Below are 22,173 nucleotides of genomic sequence, written 5' to 3' on the forward strand. Positions count from 1 at the left end.
TAAATTGTAATCATGTTAAAAAGAAGTATTCTAATATTATCACTTGTTTTATTGAGTGTAACGGTATTTGGTCAAGATATAAATAACTACAAGTATGTTATTGTTCCAAAGACTTTTGATTTTTTAAAGGAGCCTGATCAATATCAACTTAATTCTTTAGCAAAATTTTTATTTGAAAAGTATGGTTTTGTGGCAATTTTTGATAACGAACCGTTGCCAAATGATTTAGTAAATAATGGTTGTTTAGCATTAGAAGCTAATGTGGTTAAGAAATCAGCGATTTTTATAACCAAATTACAAGTTGAATTAATTGATTGTAGAAAGCAAAAAGTTTTTATATCAAGTATTGGTGATTCACGAGAAAAGAAACTAAAAATAGCATATAATTTAGCACTAAGAGAAGCTTTTGAGTCATTTAAATCGTTGAACTATAAATACAAACCAGCCAAGAATAATGATAAATTGGCTGAAGTACCAAAAACAGTCGTTCCTACAACTTCAGTTAGCAATAAGACAGAACAAAATATTCCGGCAGTAAAAGGTGATTCCCAGCTACTGTATGCACAACCAATAGACAATGGCTATCAATTAGTAGATAGTACGCCTAAAGTAGTTTATACATTGATTTTTTCTGGTAAGAAAGATTTTTATATGGTAAAAGGTAAGCAAGCAACAGTTTATAAATTGGATGGTAATTGGGTTATCGCTGAAACGGTTGGAGAAGAATTACAGGTTCAAACATTGAATATTAAGTTTTAGTAACCATATTTTTCCTTCCAACGTTTTTTTAAAAACTCACGTTGTGCCTGTTCACGTGAATTGTTCCCAGGATTGTAAAGTTTTGTGTTTTTAATTTCCTCTGGAAGAAATTCCAATTCAGCAAAATTTCCCTCATAGTTATGAGCATATTTGTAGTTATCACCATAACCTAATTCTTTCATTAATTTTGTAGGTGCATTTCTTATTTCCATTGGTACGCTTAAGTCACCTGTCTCCTTAACTAATTGTTGCGCTTGGTTTATAGCTTGATAGGCTGCATTGCTTTTGGGAGAACAAGCCAAATATGTAGCACATTGACTTAAAATAATTCGAGATTCAGGATTCCCTATGGTTGAGACTGCCTGAAACGTATTATTGGCAATGACCAAAGCCGTTGGATTAGCGTTACCAATATCTTCGCTTGCTAATATTAATAAACGTCTTGCAATAAACTTAACATCTTCTCCACCTTCAATCATTCGGGCTAAATAGTAAACAGCAGCATTAGGATCACTTCCTCTTATTGATTTAATTAGAGCTGAAATAATATCGTAATGTTGTTCACCAGTTTTGTCATACCTAACGGTATTGTTTTGTACGTGCTTTAAAACTAGCTCATTTGTAATTGTGATTTTGTTACTAGTTTCAGAATTCACAACGAGTTCAAAAATATTCAACAATTTTCTAGCGTCACCACCAGAAAGCCTTAATAAAACATCTGTTTCTTTGAGTTTTATGTTTTTTTGGGATATGAGTTCATCTTTTTCAATTGCACGCTTTAAAAGGCTTTCTAAATCATTTTTATTAAAGGCGTTTAAAATATATACTTGGCAGCGAGATAATAAAGCTGAAATAACTTCAAAACTTGGATTTTCCGTCGTAGCACCAATTAGTGTCACCCAACCTTTCTCTACAGCTTGTAAAAGCGAGTCTTGTTGTGACTTACTAAAGCGATGTATTTCATCAATAAACAGAATGGGATTTTTGGTAGTAAAAAGTCCACCAGATTTTTTGGCCTTTTCTATAACTTCGCGTACGTCTTTTACACCAGAATTTATAGCACTCAATGTATAAAATGGTCTTTCAGAATGATTAGCAATAATATTAGCCAAAGTCGTTTTCCCAATTCCTGGAGGACCCCAAAATATCATTGAAGGAATGACACCTTGTTGAATATGTTTAGTGAGACTTCCGTCAGGACCTACTAAATGACTTTGACTAATGTAATCATCAAGTGTTTGAGGTCTTAATCGTTCGGCTAATGGTGTATTCATGAAGTAAAATTACATTAATTAAAATTAAAAAAGGTATGCCATTATTCAAAATAGGAATTGTTTTATCACATGCTTATCTGATATTATGTCAGCCAATTAATTTTTGGACAGTAATTTGCTATCTTGAAAATAATTATGGACAATCAAGATCATTTTAAATTCTCAAACGGAGTTATTGTTTACCCGCTACTATTTGTACTCTTGCTATGGGCTATATTTTGGTTTGAAATTAGATTCGGTTATGATTTTACAAACTTTGGCGTATATCCACAGCGATTTAGTGGTTTAAGAGGAATAATTTTTAGTCCGTTTATTCATTCAGGTATTGAACATTTATATCACAATTCTATTCCATTATTTGTGCTATCTGCTGCATTGTTCTATTTCTATAAATCAATTGCATGGCGAGTTTTAGTTTTTGGAATTTTGCTTTCTGGTTTATTAACCTGGATTATTGGTCGCCCAGCTTATCACATTGGTGCCAGTGGATTGATTTATGTGCTGGTAAGTTTTCTTTTTTTTAAAGGTATTATAGCAAAACATTACAGATTAATTGCGCTATCATTACTAGTGGTCTTTCTATATGGAAGCATGGTTTGGTATGTCATGCCTATTAAGGAAGGTATGTCTTGGGAAGGCCATCTTTCTGGTATGATAGTAGGGATTGTATTTGCATTGTATTTTAGAAAGAATTTGCCACAGCCCAAAAAATATTATTGGGAGCAGGAAGATTATAAAGAAGAGGAAGACGAATTTCTAAAACACTTTGATGAGAATGGGAATTTCATTGAAAATACTACTTTGGATGAAGAATCAGAAGAGCCCGTTACCAAGATAAATTATATATTCAAAAAAAATACTGATTAAATACGTTGTCTAACCACTTCGTATAAAAAGGCACCACATGCAACAGAAACATTAAGTGATTCTATTTCTCCAAGAATGGGTAACTTGGCTTTATGGTCTGCAAGTTTTAAAACAGAAGGATTGATACCTCTACCTTCAGAACCCATTATTATAGCGCAAGGTTCAGTAAAATCTATATCATACAAAGTATTGTTGGTCTTTTCAGTAGCGGCTACAACTTTTATACCAGAAGCTTGAAGATGAAACATAGCATCTTTTATGTGATCAACTCTACAAATAGGCATCTTAAAAACAGCTCCAGCACTGGTTTTTATAGTGTCTCCATTAATAGGAGCATTTCCTTTTTTTTGAATAATAATACCATCAACTCCAGTACATTCTGCTGTACGAATTATAGCACCAAAATTGCGAACGTCACTCAATTGGTCAAGTAACAAAAAAAGCGGTGTTTTGCCAGATTCTATAACATTTAATACTAAATCTTCAATATCAAAATAGGAGATAGGTGAAATTTGAGCCACAACTCCTTGATGGTTTTTATTAGTTAATCGATTTAATTTTTCTACTGGTACGTGAGATTGATTTATACTTTTTTGTTTTAATAAAGATTCTAATTCCTGTGAAATATCTCCCTTAAGACCTTTTTGAATAAAAACTTTTTCAATGGTTTCACCTGAATTTATAGCTTCAATAACAGCCCTTAAACCAAATATTTGTGTGTTTTTTTCCATTTAGTAAAAGTATAAAAAAAAAGCCACCTCAATTGAGGTGGCTTTCTATTATTTAAATGTTTTTTATAATTCAGAAATTGTAAATTCTGTTCCTACTTTAACAACATTGAATAATAAATAAACTGTAGTGCCTTGGTAGTCATCAGTTGTATAAGTTGTATCTCTGTTTGCATAATCAAACGAACCTTCAAATACATCTATTTGACCATTAGGTTGACCAAAACTAAACTTGTAATCAATTTCAGTTACACCATCCTCAACATCATAAGGGTCTACACCAATGAAATAAGTACCATCAGGATCAATTCCCCAAACAAGATTTTTAGTTTCTGGAATATCTCCAGTCGCTGCAGAATCCCATGGTCCGCTTACTTCACTAAAAGCAAACATATCCATGTCATGAGAAGCATTCTCATCCCATTCAAAAGCTACTATTAAATCGTTAGGATCAACAAAACTTTTGATAGTATAAGTGAATTCTGGTAAATCATAGTTAGGACTAATCCAATATCCAGATTCAACACTTATTGGTTGTAATTGAATAGTTACAGTTTGATCCATTTCTGGAATTCCGTCACTAATTACATCAACAGTCATTGATGTTGAAGTTCTATAAGCATTCATAACTGCTGTTACATCTAAATCTAAATCAGCTTCTGTTCCGGTACCACCTACTAATACTGGTACCCATGTAACCGTTTGTCTAACAGACTTATCAAATACAATACTGAATGTAATTGAACTTCCTTCGTCAATGTCTCCTGGAACTACGTCAGGTGTGATTGTAGGAGTAACAAGTTCTTGAGTTCCCCCAATTGGAGTAGGATCAACACTTGATTCTTCTGCATCACAATTTACTAATGTTATAGACAATAGGCCTATAAATAACATATATATATAATGTTTCATGTTTTTATCTTTTTTTTAAAATTAGACTATTGTCTTACATATAATGAATTCCACTCATAAGGACCACCATTAAAGAATACATCTCTGTGTTGCATTTCTAGTGTTCCAGATACAGCGTCCCAAGTACCACTTAAGATATCACCTATACCAAATCCTCCAGCAGTTCCAAAATCTAAATTACCTGTTGGTAAAATTTCACCACATAGTTCAACGATTGTACCTTCGTTTAAAAGTGTTGTATTACTAGTACATTGGTGTAAGAAACCACCATCAGCACTGGCAATAACCCAACCACCTTCTCCATTTGAAGCGATTGTAGTCGTGAATGTTGGATTACAGAAATCATTAGTTACTAAATAAGTACCAGATAAATCTGCAAAACATTGGTAAACAAATGTTAAGGTTATAGAACCAGTTGGTCCACCAGGAACAACCGCATTGGCTCCACTAGCATCAGCAATGTTTAAAATCAATACTGGATTTTCATCTAGAGGTGCCATGATACCATCTGTAATCATAGTGATACCTAAACTACTATTGTAGTTACCACTTCTTGTTAGAGTGGTAGACATGTTGTCCATAATGTAATGTACACCTTCTATTGCTGTAGAACTTGGATCTACACTTACTGTTAAGGATACATCCTGACTTTGGTCCATTATAGTTGGACCAACCAACTGAACTGGAATTGAGAAATTGTATTCTGATCCATCAGTTACGGCGCTTAAAAACTGCCCAGGTTGTGTAAAACTTACTGTGTTAGGACCTTGCGTTACGTCCTCTCTGTTTAGTGGTGCTTCATCATCTACCAAACATGAGGTAAACATTATTGAAGCACAAACTACTGTTAATAATCTTTTAATTTTTTTCATTTTTCATTTTTTTTTAATTAGCCCAAAATATTTTTCCCGTAAAGGCATTCGGTTGTGGGGGAACATTTGCATTATTTGACGTTTGCTCACCAGACGTATAAAATAATCTTACTGGTCTGTCAGCAGTTGTTGCTTGCATTGAAATAGGTAAATTAGTAGGGTAACCTGTTCTACTATAATCAAACCAAGACTGAACCGCATCAACACCAATTAAAGCTAACCATTTTTGAGTAATAATTGCTTCCATTGGATCAGAATTAGCCCAATTTACGTTTTCAAGAGGTTGCGTATAGTAAGCAGCTGCACTACCTGCACCTAAATAATCAAATGCTGCTTGAATACCACTTTCGTAGGCTGCTTGAGCACTACCAGATAAGTAGTTTTTCAATCTTGCTTCAGCAATATTGAAATTACTTTCAGCCAAAGAGAATATAACAGCATCTTGATCGAATCCTTTTAACAAACCAGGTCCAATGTTTGAAACAAATTGTGGCTCCCAGATTACTTCTGGATAATTTAAAACTCCTTGTGGGACACCTAAATGACCACTTGCAGGTTCTTCAAATAAGAAGTTTAAACGAGGGTCACTTTTATCTGATAAATATTGTAATATAAAATCAGTTGCACATGTAGCATTATTAGTGTTAGTAATTACACCACCAGTATCTGCACCAAAAGTATTCCAAAAAGGATTTTGTCTGTTAGCTTCTTGAACATATCCAGGTTGTACTGTTACGTTAGAACTAATAAATCCAATTGCATCCATTCCAGCAAATTGTTCTTGTAAATAACCTTCTCTTCCTGCAACGTCAGACTGTCTAACAAGAGCACGTAATTTGATTGTGTTAGCAAATACTTTCCAGTCTTGCATATTACCTCCAAAAATGAAGTCGTCAGCACCAGGTACTATTGCAGCACCAGTAGCATTATCAATCATATTCATTGCTTCATTTAAAGTAGCAACGATACCTTCATATACTGCTTGAGCATCATCATATTTTGGTGTTGGATTAGCTCCTCTCTGAAGTGCTTCAGAGTAAGGGATATCTCCATATAAATCTACCAAAATTTGAAAGTGAAAACTTTCCATAATTTTTGCAATAGCAATATAATTCACATAATCTGGACCTTCAAAATCCTGTAATTGACGATAATTTTGAAGTGCACCTAAATATGCATCATTCCATATTTGTTGATAAAATGAAGATGATACGTTATAAGCAAATTCATCAGGGTACCAAGCAAAACCATCACTCTGGCTCCAATTATACATAAACATATTACCTAAATGATTAGTACGTCTGTTTCCTTGTATACTATTAGCCGTAATAACTTGTGCAGGCGATAATCTCAAATCAGGTCCTACGTTTTCACCTGTAGGACTATTAGTGTCAGTATTGACATCTAGATAGCTATCACTACATGAACTAATCAGTAGTGCAACTAAAATTAAATTAAAATAAATTAAATATCTTTTCATTTCTTTTTTTTTTAAAATTCTACGTTTAAGTTAAATCCAATAGAACGAGTAGGAGGTGATTGAAAATATCCACCAATACCAATTGCATTACCATTAGGTCCATTACCATTAGCAAATTCAGGATCAGAGAATCTATTTTCTTCAGGTAACCAAGTAATTAAATTTCTACCTATGATACCAACACTCAATTTTTTAACTGGAGTGTTTTCTAATAACTTTGATGATAGTGTATAACTTAATGATAATTCACGTAATTTAACTGCAGTAGCATCTCTTACGTAGTTCTCTTTAATTTCATTATATACATCAGTCCAAAATTGTTGAGAACCACCAGTAATTGGAATATTTGTGTTTTGAACATACACTCCAGGTGATGTTTCAATTACAGAATTTGGCCAAACAAAATCTTGTCTGTTACCTACTGTACTTTCAATAGAACGACCAGTAAATTCCATAGCATCAGAACCCTGAGCATAATAAACATGACCAGTTCTGTAATCAAAAGTACCTGCTAAACGAATTCCTTTATAGTTAAAAGAAGTGTTTAAACCAAGGATATAATCTGGTACAGTAGTACCAAGATTTTTAAGTCTTCCATTAACCTCTAGTGAGTTTAAAGGATTACCAGAACTTGGATCAATCACTACATTACCGTTAGGGTCTCTAACATACGCAGAAGCCTGAATAACTGGGAATTCTTCACCTTCAATAGCATAGACACCAACCTCACCAGTTGACGCTAGATTAATTTCGGAAACTCCGTTCCCTATTTCTTTAACGACAGTTTTATACTTAGTAAAGTTCAAACTTGCATCCCAAGAAAAATCACCAGCTTTAACAATTGTCCCTCCTAAGGTGATTTCAATACCATCACCTTCTAATTTACCAATATTAGTTAATAAACTTGTTGAAGCTGAAGAAGGAGCTGAAGTACTACTTACAATGTTATCAGTTGTGATAGTTTTAAAGTAAGCAGCATCTAAAGTCAATCTGTTATTAAAAAAACCTAAGTTTAAACCAACTTCAGTTGTGTTGATTTTCTCCTTTTTTATAGAAGAATCAATTGCTTGATTTTGAATTTCAAAACCGTTTACAGCACCAAATGGGAAAGCAGCATTTTGACCATATGTTTCAATAATTTGCTCTGGAGCTAAATCATTATATACTGTAGAGTTACTCACAGTAACTTTAGCATAGTTTAAAACGTTACCTTTAATTGAAGGAATAGCATCTGTTAATACAGCAGATAAACCAATTGATGGGTAGAAGTAGCTATTATCATCAACAGGTAAAGTTGATGTGAAATCATAACGACCAGAAGCGTTTAAGAAAAGGAAGTTTTTAAAACCAATTGTTAAATCAGCAAAATATCCATAAGTTCTCTTTTCTGTTTCAGCAGCGCCTACAACAGGAGCACCTGTACCGTTTGATACATCATATAATCCAGGAATACTTAAATTGTTAACCTGAACATTACTTGCTCTAACTTGTTCAGTTACACTTGAAGCACCTAAAATAGCTTTCAAAGAGAAATCGTCATTAATGTCGAAGTTCATGTTAGCTAAAAAGTCAAAAGTATAATCTGTTCTTTGAAATTCATTGTCTATTAAGAAAGAAGTAACGTTAGTAGGTCTTGGAGCTCCATTGATACTATTGTATGCTTGAGCATTTCTCCATTCTTTACCACTTCCATTTAAGATGTTACCACCAACACGACCAGTTAAATCTAACCAATCAAAAACATCCCAAGTTACACTCATGTTAGCAGTAAGACGGTTTGATTTATCAGTATTTCTGTTGTTATCTATAGCCCAGTAAGGGTTTTGGTAATATCCATTGTAATAACCATCAGGCGAAGAATACAAATCATTCTCCCAATCACTATAATTTTCTAAAGGAATATTTGCTCCTTGGTTTAAAACAAACCAATAAAGTGTTCTACTTTGAGAACCAATATTATTTCCAACTACATTTGATTCGTCTCTTAAAAATGTCGAATTCAAAGCAAGTTCAAAATCACCAACTTTTTTAGTTGCATTTGCTCTTAAAGTAGTTCTTTTATATCTGTCTTTTGGTACAATACCTTTAGTGTCTTGATTACCAATAGATAAATACATTGTACTAGTTTCATTACCTCCACTTAAGTAAATTGTATTTTGTGAAGTAATACCAGTATCATAAAAATTTCTAGCATTATCCTTTACTGGAGCATAAGGCAGAGATTGGAACGTTCCATCTTCAAATATAGGACCAACTCTTCTACTTATACCATCAAAACGAGGTCCCCAGTTAGTGTTTTCATATGGGTCATACCCACCAGCAATACCAGGACCATACTCATCTTGTAAATCTGGCATGTATGCCACGTCTTCAAAAGTAACAGTAGAGTTTAAGCCAACAGTTAAAGTTTCACCTAGCTTACCTTTTTTAGTTGTGATAATAAGTGCACCGTTACCTGCTCTAGAACCATACAAGGCAGCAGCAGTGGCACCCTTAAGGACGTTAATGTCTTGAATGTCATTTGGATTCAAATCATCAAAAGCACCTTTAGAAGTAATAGAACCATCTATAACAATTAAGGCTTCGTTGTTACCAGTAATGGAACGCAAACCTCTCAAAATTATTTGAGAACTAGGATTTACACCATTATTTTGAACATTGATTTGAAGACCAGCTACTTTACCTGCTAAACCTGTTGCAGCTCGAGTAGTTTGAGCTTGGTTTAATAACTGCTCATCCACTTCTTCTGTTTGGTAGGTGATTTCACGTTTTTCACGAGCAATACCATATCCAGTAATAACAACTTCTTCAAGAGCTTCACTATCAACTTCCATTGCAAAGCTAATGTTGTTAGCTGTACCAACAGTCATTTCTTTGGTAGTATAGCCTAAAAAGGAATAAGATAATACGTCACCAGTATTAGCAGTAATGGAGTAATTTCCATCAAAATCTGTCTGTGTACCAGTTGTTGTACCTTTTACAATAATATTAACTCCAGGGAGCGGTAATCCGTTTTCATCAGATATCGTTCCTGAAATTGTTTTTTCTTGCGCAAACGTAAGTTGCACAACAAACGCTAGGAATAGCGTTAAAATTCCACTAAACTTTGTTTTCATTTTATATTTTATTTGAATTAGTCTACGCCAAAAATCATAATAAAAAGTTAATTAAACAATAATTAAGGGTTAAAATTTTAATTTTTTTTTAAAATTTTGGCTTTTAACATACCATAATACCTAAAAAATTGCCGATAAGCTTATGTGAATTTGTGAGTTTGAAAACTTAAAACTTTGGTTTTCATTTTTGCCATTCGCATAGTTTAATCGTAATAGGCCTGCTTTTGTTAATAAGCCAAAGCCAATACCAAAACCATACAATTTATCTTTTTGAGATGTGATGTCATTTTCAAAATAAGCCAAATCTATTATGGAATGAATATATACACTGTTGCTTAACAAATAGCGATATTCTGTATTTAGAAGTGAATAAAAGGAAGCGCTTAGGCTGTTTTCTTCAAAACCACGGATAGAATTTATACCACCAAATCGTACCAACTCATTTTCTAGATAGTTTTCAGAAAATAAACTAAAACCTTGGATACGCAGAAAAATACTATTCCTATCGTTAAGATTTAAAATTTTGAAGGCGTCTAATTGAGCTATTACTTGAGAGGTCTTGGTTGATTCTATATCTCGATTACCAAGCCCAAGTTCAAAATCAATTGAAGCGTTTCTACGAAAAAGTCTACTATAGTTTTGTCGAAGTAAAAACTCATACCTTACATTGTAAATGTTGCTTTTGTAATCTTTTACAAATGGATCTGGATTTTCATCATCAAGAAGATTGGTTGATTGCGTGGATTTTATGCCTAAAGAAAATTTGTTTTTTGGATTTAACTGGTAAAATATACGTGCGTTTTGATTGACTGTTGTGAATGATGAATCTTTCTTAAAAATGTTTAATTCTAATTCAGTGCCTAAAGGAGTGGCAAATAAATATGGTAAGGCTATTTTAACATTGAATGTTTTTTGCTCGTTTTCGTCACTCTTGTAAATCAAAGAAAATGATTCGCCAAAGTTTAGATTGTTAATAAGGTCTAGATTGAGGTAGCCATTAAATTCCAGGTTGTTTGTTTCTTCGTTTGTGCCAAACCCTAAAAAACCATCAAAACTATTGCTTTTGTTTTTTTCTACATATATATATAATATGGTAGAGTCTTTACTGAATAAAATTTCTGGTTCTTTAATCTGACTTGCAAATTGTAAGTCTTGCAGCAAATTTGTTTTGCTTTTTATTTTAGTTAGGTTTAATGTGTTTCCTTTTTTTAGCTTTAAATAATGTTTTAGGTATGATTTGGGAAACTTCTCATAACCCTTCACTATTATTTTATCAATCTGTCTTTTTTGATCTGTCTTTTTTAATGTCAAACGGGCTTTTAATTGATTGTCGCCAATTTTCTCAAAATCAGAAAGCTTTATTTCATTAAAAGGAAAACCAGTTTCGGATATTTTCAAGTTAATAAACTCTAATGACGATTCAATGTTTTCAAAAGGCATGGTGAAATACGAGTCGGTAACATCATCAGAGATTAGTTCTATTATTTCTCTTGAAACTAGTTCAGGTTGATAGTCGATTTTTATAAGCGTGTATTTGTTTCCTAGTAAAAGTGATGCTGTAAATAAAGTGTCGTTAGTCCTCGTTAGCGGTTGAGTTTTATATTCAATATATCCCAATGATTGGAGTTTGTGTTTTAAGGTGTCAATTTCTATTTCAATGGATTGAACGTCTTTGTGGAATTTAACATAGCTAACGGAATCTATTACTTTGGTTTCTATGTTGTTTGAGCCATTAATTTTCAATTGTAAATTTTGGCCAATTAATTCGGGAGAAAAACCTGCATATATAATAAGGAGTAAAACAAGTGATTTGTGCACGTTATCATTTTAGGTTTGGAATGTAAAATTAACGTAAAAACTACAGTTTTTGTATCGAAGGTTAAATGAATTTTGTTTTCGGCTTAAAATTAATCTATTAACATTTGAAAAATTGAAATTAATTTCTACCTTTGCAGCCCTCAAATGAGAGGTTAAATAAAATTTATATAGAAATATATGCCAACAATTTCACAATTAGTACGAAAAGGAAGAGCCAAAATAACCAAGAAGAGTAAATCGGCTGCTTTAGATTCGTGTCCACAAAGACGTGGGGTTTGTACGCGTGTTTACACTACTACACCAAAGAAACCTAACTCGGCAATGCGTAAAGTTGCAAGGGTAAGGCTTACTAATGGTAAGGAAGTAAACGCATACATCCCAGGTGAAGGTCACAACCTACAAGAGCACTCGATAGTATTGGTTAGAGGTGGAAGGGTAAAAGATTTGCCAGGAGTTAGATATCACATTGTTCGTGGTGCTTTAGACACAGCAGGTGTTGCAGGTAGAACACAACGTAGATCTAAGTATGGTGCAAAACGCCCTAAAAAGTAATTAAAAACTTTAAGAAGAAGACATGAGAAAAAGACAAGCGAAAAAAAGACCGCTTTTACCAGATCCACGTTTTAACGATCAGTTAGTAACACGTTTTGTTAACATGATGATGTGGGACGGTAAAAAGTCAGTAGCTTTTAAAGTGTTTTACGATGCAATTGATATCGTAGAAGAAAAGAAAACTGATGACGAAAAAACAGCTCTGGAAATTTGGAAAGATGCCCTATCAAATGTGATGCCTCACGTAGAAGTGCGTAGTCGTCGTGTTGGAGGTGCTACATTTCAAATCCCAATGCAAATTCGTCCAGACCGTAAAGTTTCAACGGCTATGAAATGGCTGATTGGTTATTCAAGAAAGAGAAACGAGAAGTCTATGGCGCAGCGTTTAGCTTCAGAAGTTTTAGCAGCGGCTAAAGAAGAAGGAGCAGCAGTTAAGAAACGTGTTGATACACACAAGATGGCTGAAGCAAACAAAGCATTCTCACACTTTAGATTTTAATTTAAGATGGCACAAAGAGATTTAAAATATACAAGAAATATAGGTATTGCTGCACATATCGATGCAGGTAAGACAACAACTACAGAACGAATCCTTTTCTATACAGGCGTTTCTCACAAAATAGGAGAAGTACATGATGGTGCTGCAACTATGGACTGGATGGAGCAAGAGCAGGAAAGAGGTATTACTATTACTTCTGCTGCAACGACTTGTACGTGGCAGTTTCCTTTGGAAAATGCTGAACCGACTCCTGAAACAAAAGGGTATCACTTTAATATTATAGATACTCCTGGTCACGTTGATTTTACGGTTGAAGTAAACCGTTCATTACGTGTATTAGATGGTTTAGTGTTTTTATTTAGTGCAGTTGATGGTGTTGAGCCGCAATCTGAAACTAACTGGAGATTAGCTGATAACTATAAAGTTCCAAGAATTGGTTTTGTTAATAAAATGGACCGTCAAGGATCTAACTTTTTAGCAGTTTGTCAGCAGGTTAAAGATATGTTGAAGTCTAACGCTGTTCCAATTGTTTTGAATATTGGAGATGAGGGAGACTTTAAAGGTATCGTTGATTTAGTAAAAAACAGAGCTATTGTTTGGCATGACGAAACACAAGGGGCGACTTTTGATGTTATTGACATTCCAGAAGAGTTAAAAGAGGAAGCTAGAAAGTATAGAGCGTTACTTATCGAAGAAGTAGCTACTTACGATGAGAACTTATTAGAAAAATTCATGGAAGATGAAGATTCTATCACAGAAGATGAAGTGCATGCTGCGCTTCGTGCTGCTGTAATGGATATGGCTATCATTCCAATGATATGTGGTTCTTCATTTAAAAATAAAGGTGTACAGTTCTTGTTAGATGCTGTATGTCGTTACTTGCCTTCTCCAGTAGATAAAGAAGGTATTGTTGGTGTTAATCCTGATACCGATAAAGAAGAGATTCGTAAGCCAGATGTAACTGCTCCTTTTGCGGCATTAGCATTTAAGATTGCTACTGACCCTTTTGTAGGTCGTTTAGCATTCTTCCGTGCCTATTCAGGTCGTTTAGATGCAGGTTCTTATGTGTTGAACAACCGTTCAGGTAAGAAAGAACGTATATCTCGTATTTATCAAATGCATTCTAATAAGCAAAATGCTATCGATTATATCGAAGCAGGAGATATTGGAGCGGCAGTAGGATTTAAAGATATCAAAACAGGTGATACATTATCTGATGAGAAACATCCTATTGTTTTGGAATCTATGGATTTCCCTGATCCAGTAATTGGTATTGCTGTAGAGCCAAAAACAAAAGCCGATGTTGATAAACTAGGTATGGCTTTGGGTAAATTAGCAGAAGAAGATCCAACATTTACTGTAAGAACAGATGAAGCTTCAGGACAGACTATTATATCTGGAATGGGTGAGCTTCACTTAGATATTATTGTTGACCGTCTTAAACGTGAGTTTAAGGTTGAAGTAAACCAAGGTCAACCACAAGTAGAATACAAAGAAGCAATTACTAGAAGAGCAGAACACAGAGAGGTTTACAAAAAACAATCTGGTGGTCGTGGTAAATTTGCTGATATTGTATTTACTCTTGAACCAGCCGAAGAAGGTAAAGAAGGTTTAGAATTTGTGTCTGAAATTAAAGGTGGTAACGTTCCTAAAGAATTTATCCCTTCAATTGAGAAAGGATTCAAAATGGCTATGATTAATGGTCCTTTAGCAGGTTATGAAGTTGATGCTATGAAAGTAACATTAACTGATGGTTCATACCATGACGTGGATTCGGATCAATTATCATTCGAATTGGCAGCAAAACTTGGATTTAAGAATGCTGCAAAAGCTGCAAAAGCTGTGATTATGGAACCTATTATGAAACTTGAGGTTATTACACCTGAAGAGAATATGGGTGATATAGTAGGAGATTTAAACCGTCGTAGAGGACAGGTAAGTAATATGGGAGACAGAGCAGGAGCAAAAACTGTAAAAGCAACTGTACCATTATCTGAAATGTTTGGTTATGTAACTACATTAAGAACATTGTCTTCAGGACGTGCAACATCAACAATGGAATTTTCACACTATGCTGAAACTCCTTCAAATATATCTGAAGAAGTAATTAAAGCAGCTAAAGGCGTTGAAGCTTAAATCTAAAGAAAAATGAGTCAGAAAATAAGAATAAAATTAAAGTCTTACGATCACAATTTAGTAGACAAGTCTGCTGACAAGATTGTAAAAACAGTAAAAAGTACTGGTGCTGTTGTTACAGGTCCAATTCCTTTACCAACACACAAGAAGATTTTCACTGTTTTACGTTCACCACACGTAAATAAGAAGTCAAGAGAACAATTTCAATTAAGCTCATATAAGCGATTATTGGATATTTACTCGTCGTCTTCAAAGACAATTGATGCTTTAATGAAACTTGAATTACCAAGTGGCGTTGAAGTTGAAATCAAAGTGTAACTAAGACACGAACATGTCCCACCGATGCGGTCGCGGGAAAAACGGTAAAAAATACAATTCAGGGCTGAAACGTATTTTCAGCCTTGAATTTTAATAAATAGAATAGTAACAATTAATAATTAATAAATATGTCTGGGTTAATAGGAAAAAAAATCGGTATGACCAGCATTTTCGATGAAAACGGGAAAAATATTCCTTGTACTGTAATCGAAGCTGGACCTTGTATCGTTACCCAAGTCAGAACCGAAGAAGTTGATGGCTATAGTGCTGTGCAACTTGGTTTCGATGACGCGACAGAAAAAAGTGCTACTAAAGCTGACCTAGGTCACGCTAAAAAAGCAGGAACTTCTGTAAAACGCAAAATCGTTGAGTTTAAAGGTTTTGATGAGGAGTACAAATTAGGAGATGCTATAACAGTTGAGCACTTTAATGAAGGTGAGTTTGTTGATATAGCAGGAACTTCTAAAGGAAAAGGATTTCAAGGCGTTGTAAAACGTCACGGTTTTGGTGGTGTAGGTCAAGCTACTCACGGTCAACATAACCGTTTAAGAGCGCCAGGATCAATTGGTGCTGCTTCTTATCCTGCAAGAGTCTTCAAGGGTATGAAAATGGCCGGAAGAATGGGAGGCGAAACAGTAAAAGTTCAAAATTTAAGAGTTTTAAAAGTAGTTGCTGAAAAGAATCTACTTGTTGTTAAAGGATGTGTTCCTGGACATAAAAACGCTTATGTAATTATTAGAAAGTAATGAAAGTAGCAGTTGTAGATATTAACGGAAAAGACACAGGTAGAAAGGTTGAGCTTTCTAAAGATGTGTTTGCTATTGAGCCTAATAATCATGCGGTTTATTTGGATGTTAAACAATATTTAGCAAACCAAAGACAAGGGACTCATAAAGCAAAAGAGCGTGCAGAAATTACTGGAAGTACGCGCAAGATCAAAAAACAAAAAGGTACAGGTACTGCAAGAGCAGGTAGTATCAAATCAGGTATTTTTAAAGGTGGTGGACGTATGTTTGGTCCAAGACCTAGAAACTACGGTTTTAAGTTAAATAAGAACGTGAAGCGTTTAGCTCGTAAATCAGCTTTAACAATGAAAGCTAACGAGAAGTCAATTGTAGTATTAGAAGACTTTAATTTTGATGCTCCAAAGACAAAAAACTTCACAGCAGTTTTAAAGGCTTTAGACCTAGAAAACAAAAAATCTCTCTTTGTGTTGGGTGCATCAAATAATAATGTATATTTGTCGTCACGCAATTTGAAAGGCTCTGAAGTCATAACTAATTCAGAATTAAGCACTTACAAAATATTAAATGCAAATCAAGTTGTGCTTTTAGAGAGTTCTTTAGAAGAAATTGAAACGAATTTAAGTAAATAAGAAACAGATGAATATCTTAATTAAACCCATAATCACGGAAAAAGCGACTGCTGATAGCGAGTTAAGAAACTGCTATACTTTCGCTGTGAATACAAAGGCGAACAAGGTAGAAATCAAGAAAGCGGTGGAAGCTGCTTATGGCGTTTCTGTTGAAAAAGTTCGTACTATAAATGTCCGTCCAGAAAGGAGTACCAAATACACAAAAACTGGTATTCAACATGGTAAAACAAATGCTGTTAAAAAAGCAATTGTACAACTGGCGGAAGGTGAAATGATTGATTTATACAGTAACATGTAATTAGAGACAAATGTCAGTAAGAAAATTAAAACCAATCACACCAGGGCAGCGTTTTAGAGTAGTAAATGGGTATGACGCCATTACTACTGATAAGCCGGAGAAAAGTTTATTAGCTCCGAAAAAAAGGTCTGGTGGTAGAAACAGTCGCGGAAAAATGACTATGCGCTACATAGGTGGTGGTCATAAGAAAAGGTATCGTATTATCGATTTTAAACGTAACAAAACTGGAATTCCAGCTGAAGTTAAGTCTATAGAATACGATCCAAACAGAACAGCGTTTATTGCGTTGTTAAACTATCAAGATGGTGAGAAAGCATACATCATTGCTCAAAATGGTTTGCAAGTAGGCCAAACTATTGTTTCTGGAAAAGAGAATATCGCTCCAGAAATTGGTAATGCAATGCCATTGTCTCAAATTCCTTTAGGAACTATTATTTCTTGTGTTGAATTGCGTCCTGGTCAAGGAGCTGTTATGGCGCGTAGTGCTGGAACATTTGCGCAATTAATGGCACGTGAAGGAAAATTTGCTACAATCAAATTGCCATCAGGTGAAACACGTTTAATATTAGCGGATTGTATGGCTACTATAGGTGTTGTATCTAATTCAGATCATCAATTGTTAGTATCAGGTAAAGCTGGTAGAACAAGATGGTTAGGAAGAAGACCACGTACAAGACCAGTTGTTATGAACCCGGTTGATCACCCAATGGGTGGTGGTGAAGGTAAGTCTTCTGGTGGACACCCACGTTCTAGAAATGGTATACCTGCTAAAGGTTATAGAACCCGTTCTAAAACAAAAGCGAGTAATAAATATATTGTAGAACGTAGAAAGAAATAATAAGTCATGTCAAGATCATTAAAAAAAGGACCTTACGTTCATTATAAATTAGAAAGAAAAGTAGCTGCTAATGTAGAAGCTAACAAGAAAACTGTTATCAAAACATGGTCTAGAGCCTCTATGATAACGCCTGATTTTGTTGGTCAAACAATCGCAGTACATAACGGTCGTCAATTTGTTCCAGTTTACGTAACTGAAAACATGGTAGGACACAAGTTAGGAGAATTTTCACCTACAAGATCTTTTAGAGGTCATGCAGGTGCTAAAAATAAAGGTAAAAAGTAGTAAGCTATGGGAAGTCGTAAAAAACAAATGGCAGACGCTATTAAGGAAGAAAAGAAGCAAGTTGCTTTTGCTAAACTTAATAATTGTCCTACGTCACCGAGAAAAATGCGTTTAGTAGCCGATTTAGTAAGAGGTGAACGCGTAGAGAAAGCGCTTAATATTTTAAAATTTAGCCAAAAAGAAGCGTCTAATCGTTTAGAGAAATTGTTATTGTCTGCAATTGCAAACTGGCAAGCTAAAAACGAAGATGCAAGTATTGAAGATGCTGAATTATTTGTTAAGGAGATTAGAGTAGATGGTGGAACAATGTTAAAAAGATTGCGTCCAGCACCTCAAGGTCGTGCACACAGAATTAGAAAACGTTCAAACCATGTAACATTAGTGGTTGGAGCTAACAATAACACACAAGCTTAAGTAGAGATATGGGACAAAAAACAAATCCAATCGGAAATCGTTTAGGAATTATCAGAGGATGGGAATCTAACTGGTACGGAGGAAATGATTATGGCGATAAACTTGCCGAAGACGATAAGATCAGAAAGTACGTTCACGCACGTCTATCTAAAGCTAGTGTTTCAAGAGTAATTATCGAAAGAACTCTTAAACTTGTAACCGTTACTATCACAACGGCTCGTCCTGGTATCATTATTGGTAAAGGCGGTCAAGAGGTAGACAAGTTAAAAGAAGAGCTTAAGAAAATTACTGGTAAAGAAGTTCAAATAAACATATTTGAAATTAAAAGACCAGAGCTTGATGCATTTTTAGTTGCTTCGAGTATTGCTCGTCAAATTGAAAATAGAATTTCATATAGACGTGCAATCAAAATGGCAATCGCAGCAACAATGCGTATGAATGCTGAAGGAATCAAAATTCAAATTAGTGGTCGTTTAAATGGTGCTGAAATGGCACGTAGCGAACATTACAAAGAAGGACGTATTCCTTTATCAACGTTTAGAGCCGATATTGACTATGCTTTAGTTGAGGCACACACTACTTATGGTAGATTAGGTGTTAAAGTATGGATCATGAAAGGTGAAGTATATGGTAAAAGAGAACTTTCTCCGCTTGTTGGTTTATCTAAAAAGCAAGGAAAAGGTGGACGTGGTGGAAGAGATAACAAATCACGTCGTAGAAAGTAATTTTTTAAAGAAAAGAAAGCATGTTACAGCCTAAAAGAACAAAATTTCGTAAGCAACAAAAGGGTCGCATGAAAGGTAATGCCGGAAGAGGTTTTAGACTTTCAAGTGGTACCTTTGGTATAAAGTCATTAGACTCAAGTTTTATTACAGCACGTCAGATTGAAGCTGCGCGTATTGCTGCTACTCGTTACATGAAGAGAGAAGGATCAATCTGGATTAAAATATTTCCAGACAAGCCTATCACAAAGAAACCTCTTGAAGTACGTATGGGTAAAGGTAAAGGTGCCGTTGAATATTGGGCAGCTGTTGTTAAGCCAGGTCGTATACTTTTTGAAGTAGGTGGTGTGCCATTAGATGTTGCTAAAGAAGCATTACGTTTAGCTGCACAAAAGTTGCCAGTTAAAACTAAATTTATAATTGCTAGAGATTACGAAGCATAATTTATTTATACGATGAAACAATCAGAAGTAAAAGAATTATCAGTAGCTGAGTTACAAGAGAAACTTGGTGAGACAAAAAAGAGTTATACTGAAATGAAGTTGGCTCATGCAATTTCTCCTCTAGAGAATCCAATTCAATTGCGTTCAGTAAGAAGAACAATAGCTAGAATTGCAACAGAATTAACAAAAAGAGAATTACAATAATTCTGCAGAAAGATGGAAACAAGAAATTTAAGAAAAGAACGTATAGGAATTGTTACTAGTAATAAAATGCAGAAATCTATTGTAGTTTCTGAAGTTAAGAAAGTAAAACACCCTATGTATGGAAAGTTCGTGTTAAAAACAAAAAAATATGTTGCGCACGATGAAACAAACGATTGTAACATTGGAGATACTGTAAAGATCATGGAAACAAGACCTATGAGTAAATCTAAATGTTGGAGATTAGTTGAAATAATTGAAAGAGCGAAGTAATTATGGTACAGACTGAATCAAGATTAAAAGTAGCTGATAACACCGGAGCGAAAGAGGTTTTAACTATTCGTGTATTAGGTGGTACTAAGAGAAGATACGCTTCTGTAGGAGACAAAATAGTTGTTTCTGTTAAAGATGCGACTCCTAATGGAAACATTAAAAAAGGAGCTGTTTCAACAGCAGTTGTTGTACGTACTAGAAAAGAAGTAAGAAGACCAGATGGATCTTATATCCGTTTTGACGACAATGCTTGTGTATTATTGAACCCAACGGGTGAAATGAGAGGTACACGTGTGTTTGGTCCTGTTGCTAGAGAACTTCGTGATAAACAATTCATGAAAATTGTATCATTAGCACCTGAAGTGCTTTAATGAAAAATAAAATGACAAAGCTTAAAATTAAATCAGGAGATACTGTAAAAGTAATAGCTGGAGACCACAAAGGATCAGAAGGTAAAGTACTTCAAGTATTAATAGATAAGAACAAGGCGATTGTTGAGGGTGTAAACTTGGTAAAAAAACACATGAAACCAAGTGCACAAAGTCCTCAAGGTGGAATCGTAGAAAAAGAAGCAGCTATTCATATTTCAAACTTGTCTTTATTAACCTCTAAGGGTGAAGAGACGCGTGTTGGATATAGAATGGAAGGCGATAATAAAGTGAGATTTTCTAAAAAATCAAATGAAGTAATATAGTTATGGCATATTCACCGAGACTTAAAGAAGAGTACAAAAGCAGAGTAATTGCTGCTCTTACAGACGAATTTGGTTATAGTAATGTAATGCAAGTGCCAAAACTTCAAAAGATAGTATTATCTAAAGGAGTTGGTGCAGCAGTAGCAGATAAAAAATTAATTGATCATGCTGTTGAAGAATTATCAACTATAACTGGACAAAAAGCTATAGCAACGATGTCTAAAAAAGACGTTGCATCTTTCAAACTACGTAAAGGTATGCCAATTGGAGCAAAAGTTACGTTAAGAGGTGAAAGAATGTACGAGTTTTTAGATCGTTTAATTACATCAGCCTTACCACGTGTAAGAGATTTTAATGGAATTAAAGCTACAGGATTTGACGGAAGAGGTAATTACAATTTAGGAATTACTGAACAAATTATCTTCCCAGAGATAGATATCGATAAGGTAAACAAAATTTCTGGTATGGATATCACATTTGTAACTTCTGCTGATACTGATAAAGAAGCAAAATCATTATTAACCGAATTAGGATTACCTTTTCAAAAGAATTAAGATATGGCTAAAGAATCAATGAAAGCCCGTGAGGTAAAAAGAGCAAAAATGGTAGCAAAGTATGCTGAAAAACGCAAAGCTTTAAAAGAAGCTGGCGATTATGAAGCATTACAAAAATTACCAAAAAATGCTTCTCCTGTGCGTCAACACAATCGTTGTAAGTTAACAGGAAGACCAAAAGGTTATATGAGAACATTTGGTATTTCTCGTGTTATGTTCAGAGAAATGGCTAACCAAGGGTTAATACCAGGTGTTAAAAAAGCAAGTTGGTAATATTATTAATTGGTTTCAGGTTTAACAAATGTTAAAAACCGTTACCGCAAATTTATAACTATGTATACAGATCCAATAGCGGATTATTTAACAAGAATTAGAAACGCAGTGCGTGCCAATCACAGAGTGGTTGAGATTCCTGCATCTAATTTAAAGAAAGAAATCACTAAAATATTATTCGATCAAGGATATATTTTAAGTTACAAATTCGAAGATTCAGCTGTACAAGGGACTATCAAGATAGCGCTTAAGTACAACAAAGAAACAAAAGAACCTGTAATTAAGAAGATTCAAAGAATAAGTAAACCAGGTTTACGTAAGTACGCAAGTTCAAAAGAACTTCCGAGAATTCTTAATGGTCTTGGTATTGCAATCGTTTCTACCTCACACGGTGTAATGACTGGAAAACAAGCTCAAAGAGAAAATGTTGGAGGTGAAGTACTTTGTTACGTTTACTAATTTAAAAAGACTA

The 22,173-nt window shown here is 34.4% G+C and carries 28 protein-coding genes; 21 read left to right on the plus strand and 7 right to left on the minus strand.

What is annotated here, in order from left to right:
* Positions 1 to 12: 12 nt before the first annotated feature.
* Positions 13 to 759: a hypothetical protein gene (locus tag C1S72_RS11195; RefSeq protein ID WP_104735677.1), complete on the plus strand. Its 747-nt coding sequence runs from the start codon at positions 13 to 15 to the stop codon at positions 757 to 759.
* On the opposite strand, the gene C1S72_RS11200 is transcribed toward C1S72_RS11195, so the two are convergent.
* Positions 756 to 2,033, minus strand: a complete 1,278-nt coding sequence (locus C1S72_RS11200; protein ID WP_104735678.1) for a replication-associated recombination protein A — start codon at positions 2,031 to 2,033, stop codon at positions 756 to 758. The genes C1S72_RS11195 and C1S72_RS11200 overlap by 4 nt on opposite strands.
* A 135-nt stretch (positions 2,034 to 2,168) precedes the next feature.
* Between C1S72_RS11200 and C1S72_RS11205 the strand changes: the two genes are divergently transcribed.
* Positions 2,169 to 2,900: a rhomboid family intramembrane serine protease gene (locus tag C1S72_RS11205; RefSeq protein WP_104735679.1), complete on the plus strand. Its 732-nt coding sequence runs from the start codon at positions 2,169 to 2,171 to the stop codon at positions 2,898 to 2,900.
* On the opposite strand, the gene rlmB is transcribed toward C1S72_RS11205, so the two are convergent.
* The 6 genes from rlmB to C1S72_RS11235 all read right to left on the minus strand — a co-directional run bounded on the left by rlmB (position 2,897) and on the right by C1S72_RS11235 (position 11,826).
* Positions 2,897 to 3,631: a 23S rRNA (guanosine(2251)-2'-O)-methyltransferase RlmB gene (gene rlmB, locus C1S72_RS11210; RefSeq protein ID WP_104735680.1), complete on the minus strand. Its 735-nt coding sequence runs from the start codon at positions 3,629 to 3,631 to the stop codon at positions 2,897 to 2,899. The two genes, C1S72_RS11205 and rlmB, sit on opposite strands and share 4 nt — an antisense overlap.
* Before the next feature lie 63 nt (positions 3,632 to 3,694).
* A complete protein-coding gene (locus C1S72_RS11215) occupies positions 3,695 to 4,540 on the minus strand; it encodes a hypothetical protein (protein WP_162919971.1) in 846 nt (281 codons plus the stop codon).
* Positions 4,541 to 4,566: 26 nt separating this feature from the next.
* The gene (locus C1S72_RS11220; protein WP_104735682.1) at positions 4,567 to 5,412 is read right to left on the minus strand and encodes a hypothetical protein; all 846 of its coding nucleotides are present in this window, start codon (positions 5,410 to 5,412) and stop codon (positions 4,567 to 4,569) included.
* A 13-nt stretch (positions 5,413 to 5,425) separates the two neighbouring features.
* Positions 5,426 to 6,892, minus strand: a complete 1,467-nt coding sequence (locus tag C1S72_RS11225) for a SusD/RagB family nutrient-binding outer membrane lipoprotein (protein ID WP_104735683.1) — start codon at positions 6,890 to 6,892, stop codon at positions 5,426 to 5,428.
* A gap of 11 nt (positions 6,893 to 6,903) precedes the next feature.
* Positions 6,904 to 10,008 (minus strand): SusC/RagA family TonB-linked outer membrane protein, encoded by a 3,105-nt coding sequence (locus C1S72_RS11230; protein WP_104735684.1) that lies wholly within the window; start codon positions 10,006 to 10,008, stop codon positions 6,904 to 6,906.
* Between the two features lie 120 nt (positions 10,009 to 10,128).
* A complete protein-coding gene (locus C1S72_RS11235; protein ID WP_230401622.1) occupies positions 10,129 to 11,826 on the minus strand; it encodes a POTRA domain-containing protein in 1,698 nt (565 codons plus the stop codon).
* A gap of 177 nt (positions 11,827 to 12,003) precedes the next feature.
* Here C1S72_RS11235 and rpsL point away from each other — a divergent pair, with 177 nt between their 5' ends.
* The 19 genes from rpsL to rpsH all read left to right on the plus strand — a co-directional run bounded on the left by rpsL (position 12,004) and on the right by rpsH (position 22,160).
* Positions 12,004 to 12,378 carry a 30S ribosomal protein S12 gene (gene rpsL, locus C1S72_RS11240; protein WP_006795815.1) on the plus strand — a complete coding sequence of 125 codons (375 nt, stop codon included), beginning with the start codon at positions 12,004 to 12,006 and terminating at the stop codon, positions 12,376 to 12,378.
* 22 nt (positions 12,379 to 12,400) lie between these two features.
* On the plus strand, positions 12,401 to 12,877 hold the full coding sequence (rpsG, locus tag C1S72_RS11245; RefSeq protein WP_104735685.1) for a 30S ribosomal protein S7: 477 nt from the start codon (positions 12,401 to 12,403) through the stop codon (positions 12,875 to 12,877).
* Positions 12,878 to 12,883: 6 nt separating this feature from the next.
* Positions 12,884 to 15,013, plus strand: coding sequence for an elongation factor G (gene fusA / locus C1S72_RS11250; RefSeq protein ID WP_104735686.1), 2,130 nt, complete (start codon positions 12,884 to 12,886; stop codon positions 15,011 to 15,013).
* Positions 15,014 to 15,025: 12 nt separating this feature from the next.
* Positions 15,026 to 15,331, plus strand: coding sequence for a 30S ribosomal protein S10 (rpsJ, locus tag C1S72_RS11255; RefSeq protein ID WP_007650482.1), 306 nt, complete (start codon positions 15,026 to 15,028; stop codon positions 15,329 to 15,331).
* Between the two features lie 128 nt (positions 15,332 to 15,459).
* Entirely contained in the window at positions 15,460 to 16,077 is a 618-nt protein-coding gene (gene rplC, locus C1S72_RS11260; RefSeq protein WP_104735687.1) for a 50S ribosomal protein L3, read from the plus strand.
* Positions 16,077 to 16,706: a 50S ribosomal protein L4 gene (gene rplD, locus C1S72_RS11265; protein ID WP_104735688.1), complete on the plus strand. Its 630-nt coding sequence runs from the start codon at positions 16,077 to 16,079 to the stop codon at positions 16,704 to 16,706. Before rplC ends, rplD begins: the two co-directional genes overlap by 1 nt.
* A 7-nt stretch (positions 16,707 to 16,713) precedes the next feature.
* A complete protein-coding gene (gene rplW, locus C1S72_RS11270; protein WP_103051226.1) occupies positions 16,714 to 17,004 on the plus strand; it encodes a 50S ribosomal protein L23 in 291 nt (96 codons plus the stop codon).
* A 10-nt stretch (positions 17,005 to 17,014) separates the two neighbouring features.
* Positions 17,015 to 17,842 (plus strand): 50S ribosomal protein L2, encoded by an 828-nt coding sequence (gene rplB, locus C1S72_RS11275; protein ID WP_104735689.1) that lies wholly within the window; start codon positions 17,015 to 17,017, stop codon positions 17,840 to 17,842.
* 6 nt (positions 17,843 to 17,848) lie between these two features.
* Positions 17,849 to 18,127, plus strand: coding sequence for a 30S ribosomal protein S19 (rpsS, locus tag C1S72_RS11280; RefSeq protein ID WP_104735690.1), 279 nt, complete (start codon positions 17,849 to 17,851; stop codon positions 18,125 to 18,127).
* 6 nt (positions 18,128 to 18,133) lie between these two features.
* Complete coding sequence (gene rplV / locus C1S72_RS11285; protein WP_104735691.1) at positions 18,134 to 18,541, plus strand: 50S ribosomal protein L22; 408 nt, start codon at positions 18,134 to 18,136, stop codon at positions 18,539 to 18,541.
* An 8-nt stretch (positions 18,542 to 18,549) separates the two neighbouring features.
* A complete protein-coding gene (gene rpsC, locus C1S72_RS11290; RefSeq protein WP_104735692.1) occupies positions 18,550 to 19,266 on the plus strand; it encodes a 30S ribosomal protein S3 in 717 nt (238 codons plus the stop codon).
* A 20-nt stretch (positions 19,267 to 19,286) separates the two neighbouring features.
* Positions 19,287 to 19,706, plus strand: coding sequence for a 50S ribosomal protein L16 (gene rplP / locus C1S72_RS11295; RefSeq protein WP_104735693.1), 420 nt, complete (start codon positions 19,287 to 19,289; stop codon positions 19,704 to 19,706).
* 12 nt (positions 19,707 to 19,718) lie between these two features.
* Positions 19,719 to 19,910, plus strand: coding sequence for a 50S ribosomal protein L29 (gene rpmC / locus C1S72_RS11300; protein ID WP_104735694.1), 192 nt, complete (start codon positions 19,719 to 19,721; stop codon positions 19,908 to 19,910).
* Between the two features lie 12 nt (positions 19,911 to 19,922).
* On the plus strand, positions 19,923 to 20,180 hold the full coding sequence (rpsQ, locus tag C1S72_RS11305; RefSeq protein WP_040492188.1) for a 30S ribosomal protein S17: 258 nt from the start codon (positions 19,923 to 19,925) through the stop codon (positions 20,178 to 20,180).
* 2 nt (positions 20,181 to 20,182) lie between these two features.
* Entirely contained in the window at positions 20,183 to 20,551 is a 369-nt protein-coding gene (rplN, locus tag C1S72_RS11310) for a 50S ribosomal protein L14 (RefSeq protein WP_103051232.1), read from the plus strand.
* Between the two features lie 11 nt (positions 20,552 to 20,562).
* On the plus strand, positions 20,563 to 20,874 hold the full coding sequence (gene rplX, locus C1S72_RS11315; protein WP_104735875.1) for a 50S ribosomal protein L24: 312 nt from the start codon (positions 20,563 to 20,565) through the stop codon (positions 20,872 to 20,874).
* A 2-nt stretch (positions 20,875 to 20,876) separates the two neighbouring features.
* Positions 20,877 to 21,428, plus strand: a complete 552-nt coding sequence (rplE, locus tag C1S72_RS11320) for a 50S ribosomal protein L5 (RefSeq protein ID WP_104735695.1) — start codon at positions 20,877 to 20,879, stop codon at positions 21,426 to 21,428.
* A gap of 3 nt (positions 21,429 to 21,431) precedes the next feature.
* Positions 21,432 to 21,701 (plus strand): 30S ribosomal protein S14, encoded by a 270-nt coding sequence (gene rpsN / locus C1S72_RS11325; RefSeq protein ID WP_104735696.1) that lies wholly within the window; start codon positions 21,432 to 21,434, stop codon positions 21,699 to 21,701.
* 60 nt (positions 21,702 to 21,761) lie between these two features.
* Positions 21,762 to 22,160, plus strand: coding sequence for a 30S ribosomal protein S8 (rpsH, locus tag C1S72_RS11330; RefSeq protein ID WP_104735697.1), 399 nt, complete (start codon positions 21,762 to 21,764; stop codon positions 22,158 to 22,160).
* The last annotated feature ends 13 nt before the right edge of the window (positions 22,161 to 22,173 follow it).

The sequence above is a fragment of the Hanstruepera ponticola genome, from assembly GCF_002940745.1.
GTDB lineage: Bacteria > Bacteroidota > Bacteroidia > Flavobacteriales > Flavobacteriaceae > Hanstruepera > Hanstruepera ponticola.

Coding starts and splice junctions, on each gene's coding strand:
- rplB (WP_104735689.1), top strand. CDS start 17,015: ATGTCAGTAAGAAAATTAAAACCAATCACACCAGGGCAGCGTTTTAGA.
- rpsG (WP_104735685.1), top strand. CDS start 12,401: ATGAGAAAAAGACAAGCGAAAAAAAGACCGCTTTTACCAGATCCACGT.
- rpmC (WP_104735694.1), top strand. CDS start 19,719: ATGAAACAATCAGAAGTAAAAGAATTATCAGTAGCTGAGTTACAAGAG.
- rpsS (WP_104735690.1), top strand. CDS start 17,849: ATGTCAAGATCATTAAAAAAAGGACCTTACGTTCATTATAAATTAGAA.
- rplC (WP_104735687.1), top strand. CDS start 15,460: ATGTCTGGGTTAATAGGAAAAAAAATCGGTATGACCAGCATTTTCGAT.
- C1S72_RS11230 (WP_104735684.1), bottom strand. CDS start 10,008: ATGAAAACAAAGTTTAGTGGAATTTTAACGCTATTCCTAGCGTTTGTT.
- C1S72_RS11200 (WP_104735678.1), bottom strand. CDS start 2,033: ATGAATACACCATTAGCCGAACGATTAAGACCTCAAACACTTGATGAT.
- C1S72_RS11225 (WP_104735683.1), bottom strand. CDS start 6,892: ATGAAAAGATATTTAATTTATTTTAATTTAATTTTAGTTGCACTACTG.
- C1S72_RS11195 (WP_104735677.1), top strand. CDS start 13: ATGTTAAAAAGAAGTATTCTAATATTATCACTTGTTTTATTGAGTGTA.
- rpsC (WP_104735692.1), top strand. CDS start 18,550: ATGGGACAAAAAACAAATCCAATCGGAAATCGTTTAGGAATTATCAGA.
- rplN (WP_103051232.1), top strand. CDS start 20,183: ATGGTACAGACTGAATCAAGATTAAAAGTAGCTGATAACACCGGAGCG.
- rplE (WP_104735695.1), top strand. CDS start 20,877: ATGGCATATTCACCGAGACTTAAAGAAGAGTACAAAAGCAGAGTAATT.
- rpsH (WP_104735697.1), top strand. CDS start 21,762: ATGTATACAGATCCAATAGCGGATTATTTAACAAGAATTAGAAACGCA.
- rpsL (WP_006795815.1), top strand. CDS start 12,004: ATGCCAACAATTTCACAATTAGTACGAAAAGGAAGAGCCAAAATAACC.
- C1S72_RS11205 (WP_104735679.1), top strand. CDS start 2,169: ATGGACAATCAAGATCATTTTAAATTCTCAAACGGAGTTATTGTTTAC.
- fusA (WP_104735686.1), top strand. CDS start 12,884: ATGGCACAAAGAGATTTAAAATATACAAGAAATATAGGTATTGCTGCA.
- rpsN (WP_104735696.1), top strand. CDS start 21,432: ATGGCTAAAGAATCAATGAAAGCCCGTGAGGTAAAAAGAGCAAAAATG.
- rplX (WP_104735875.1), top strand. CDS start 20,563: ATGACAAAGCTTAAAATTAAATCAGGAGATACTGTAAAAGTAATAGCT.
- rplP (WP_104735693.1), top strand. CDS start 19,287: ATGTTACAGCCTAAAAGAACAAAATTTCGTAAGCAACAAAAGGGTCGC.
- rplV (WP_104735691.1), top strand. CDS start 18,134: ATGGGAAGTCGTAAAAAACAAATGGCAGACGCTATTAAGGAAGAAAAG.
- C1S72_RS11215 (WP_162919971.1), bottom strand. CDS start 4,540: ATGAAACATTATATATATATGTTATTTATAGGCCTATTGTCTATAACA.
- rpsJ (WP_007650482.1), top strand. CDS start 15,026: ATGAGTCAGAAAATAAGAATAAAATTAAAGTCTTACGATCACAATTTA.
- rpsQ (WP_040492188.1), top strand. CDS start 19,923: ATGGAAACAAGAAATTTAAGAAAAGAACGTATAGGAATTGTTACTAGT.
- rplW (WP_103051226.1), top strand. CDS start 16,714: ATGAATATCTTAATTAAACCCATAATCACGGAAAAAGCGACTGCTGAT.
- C1S72_RS11220 (WP_104735682.1), bottom strand. CDS start 5,412: ATGAAAAAAATTAAAAGATTATTAACAGTAGTTTGTGCTTCAATAATG.
- rplD (WP_104735688.1), top strand. CDS start 16,077: ATGAAAGTAGCAGTTGTAGATATTAACGGAAAAGACACAGGTAGAAAG.
- rlmB (WP_104735680.1), bottom strand. CDS start 3,631: ATGGAAAAAAACACACAAATATTTGGTTTAAGGGCTGTTATTGAAGCT.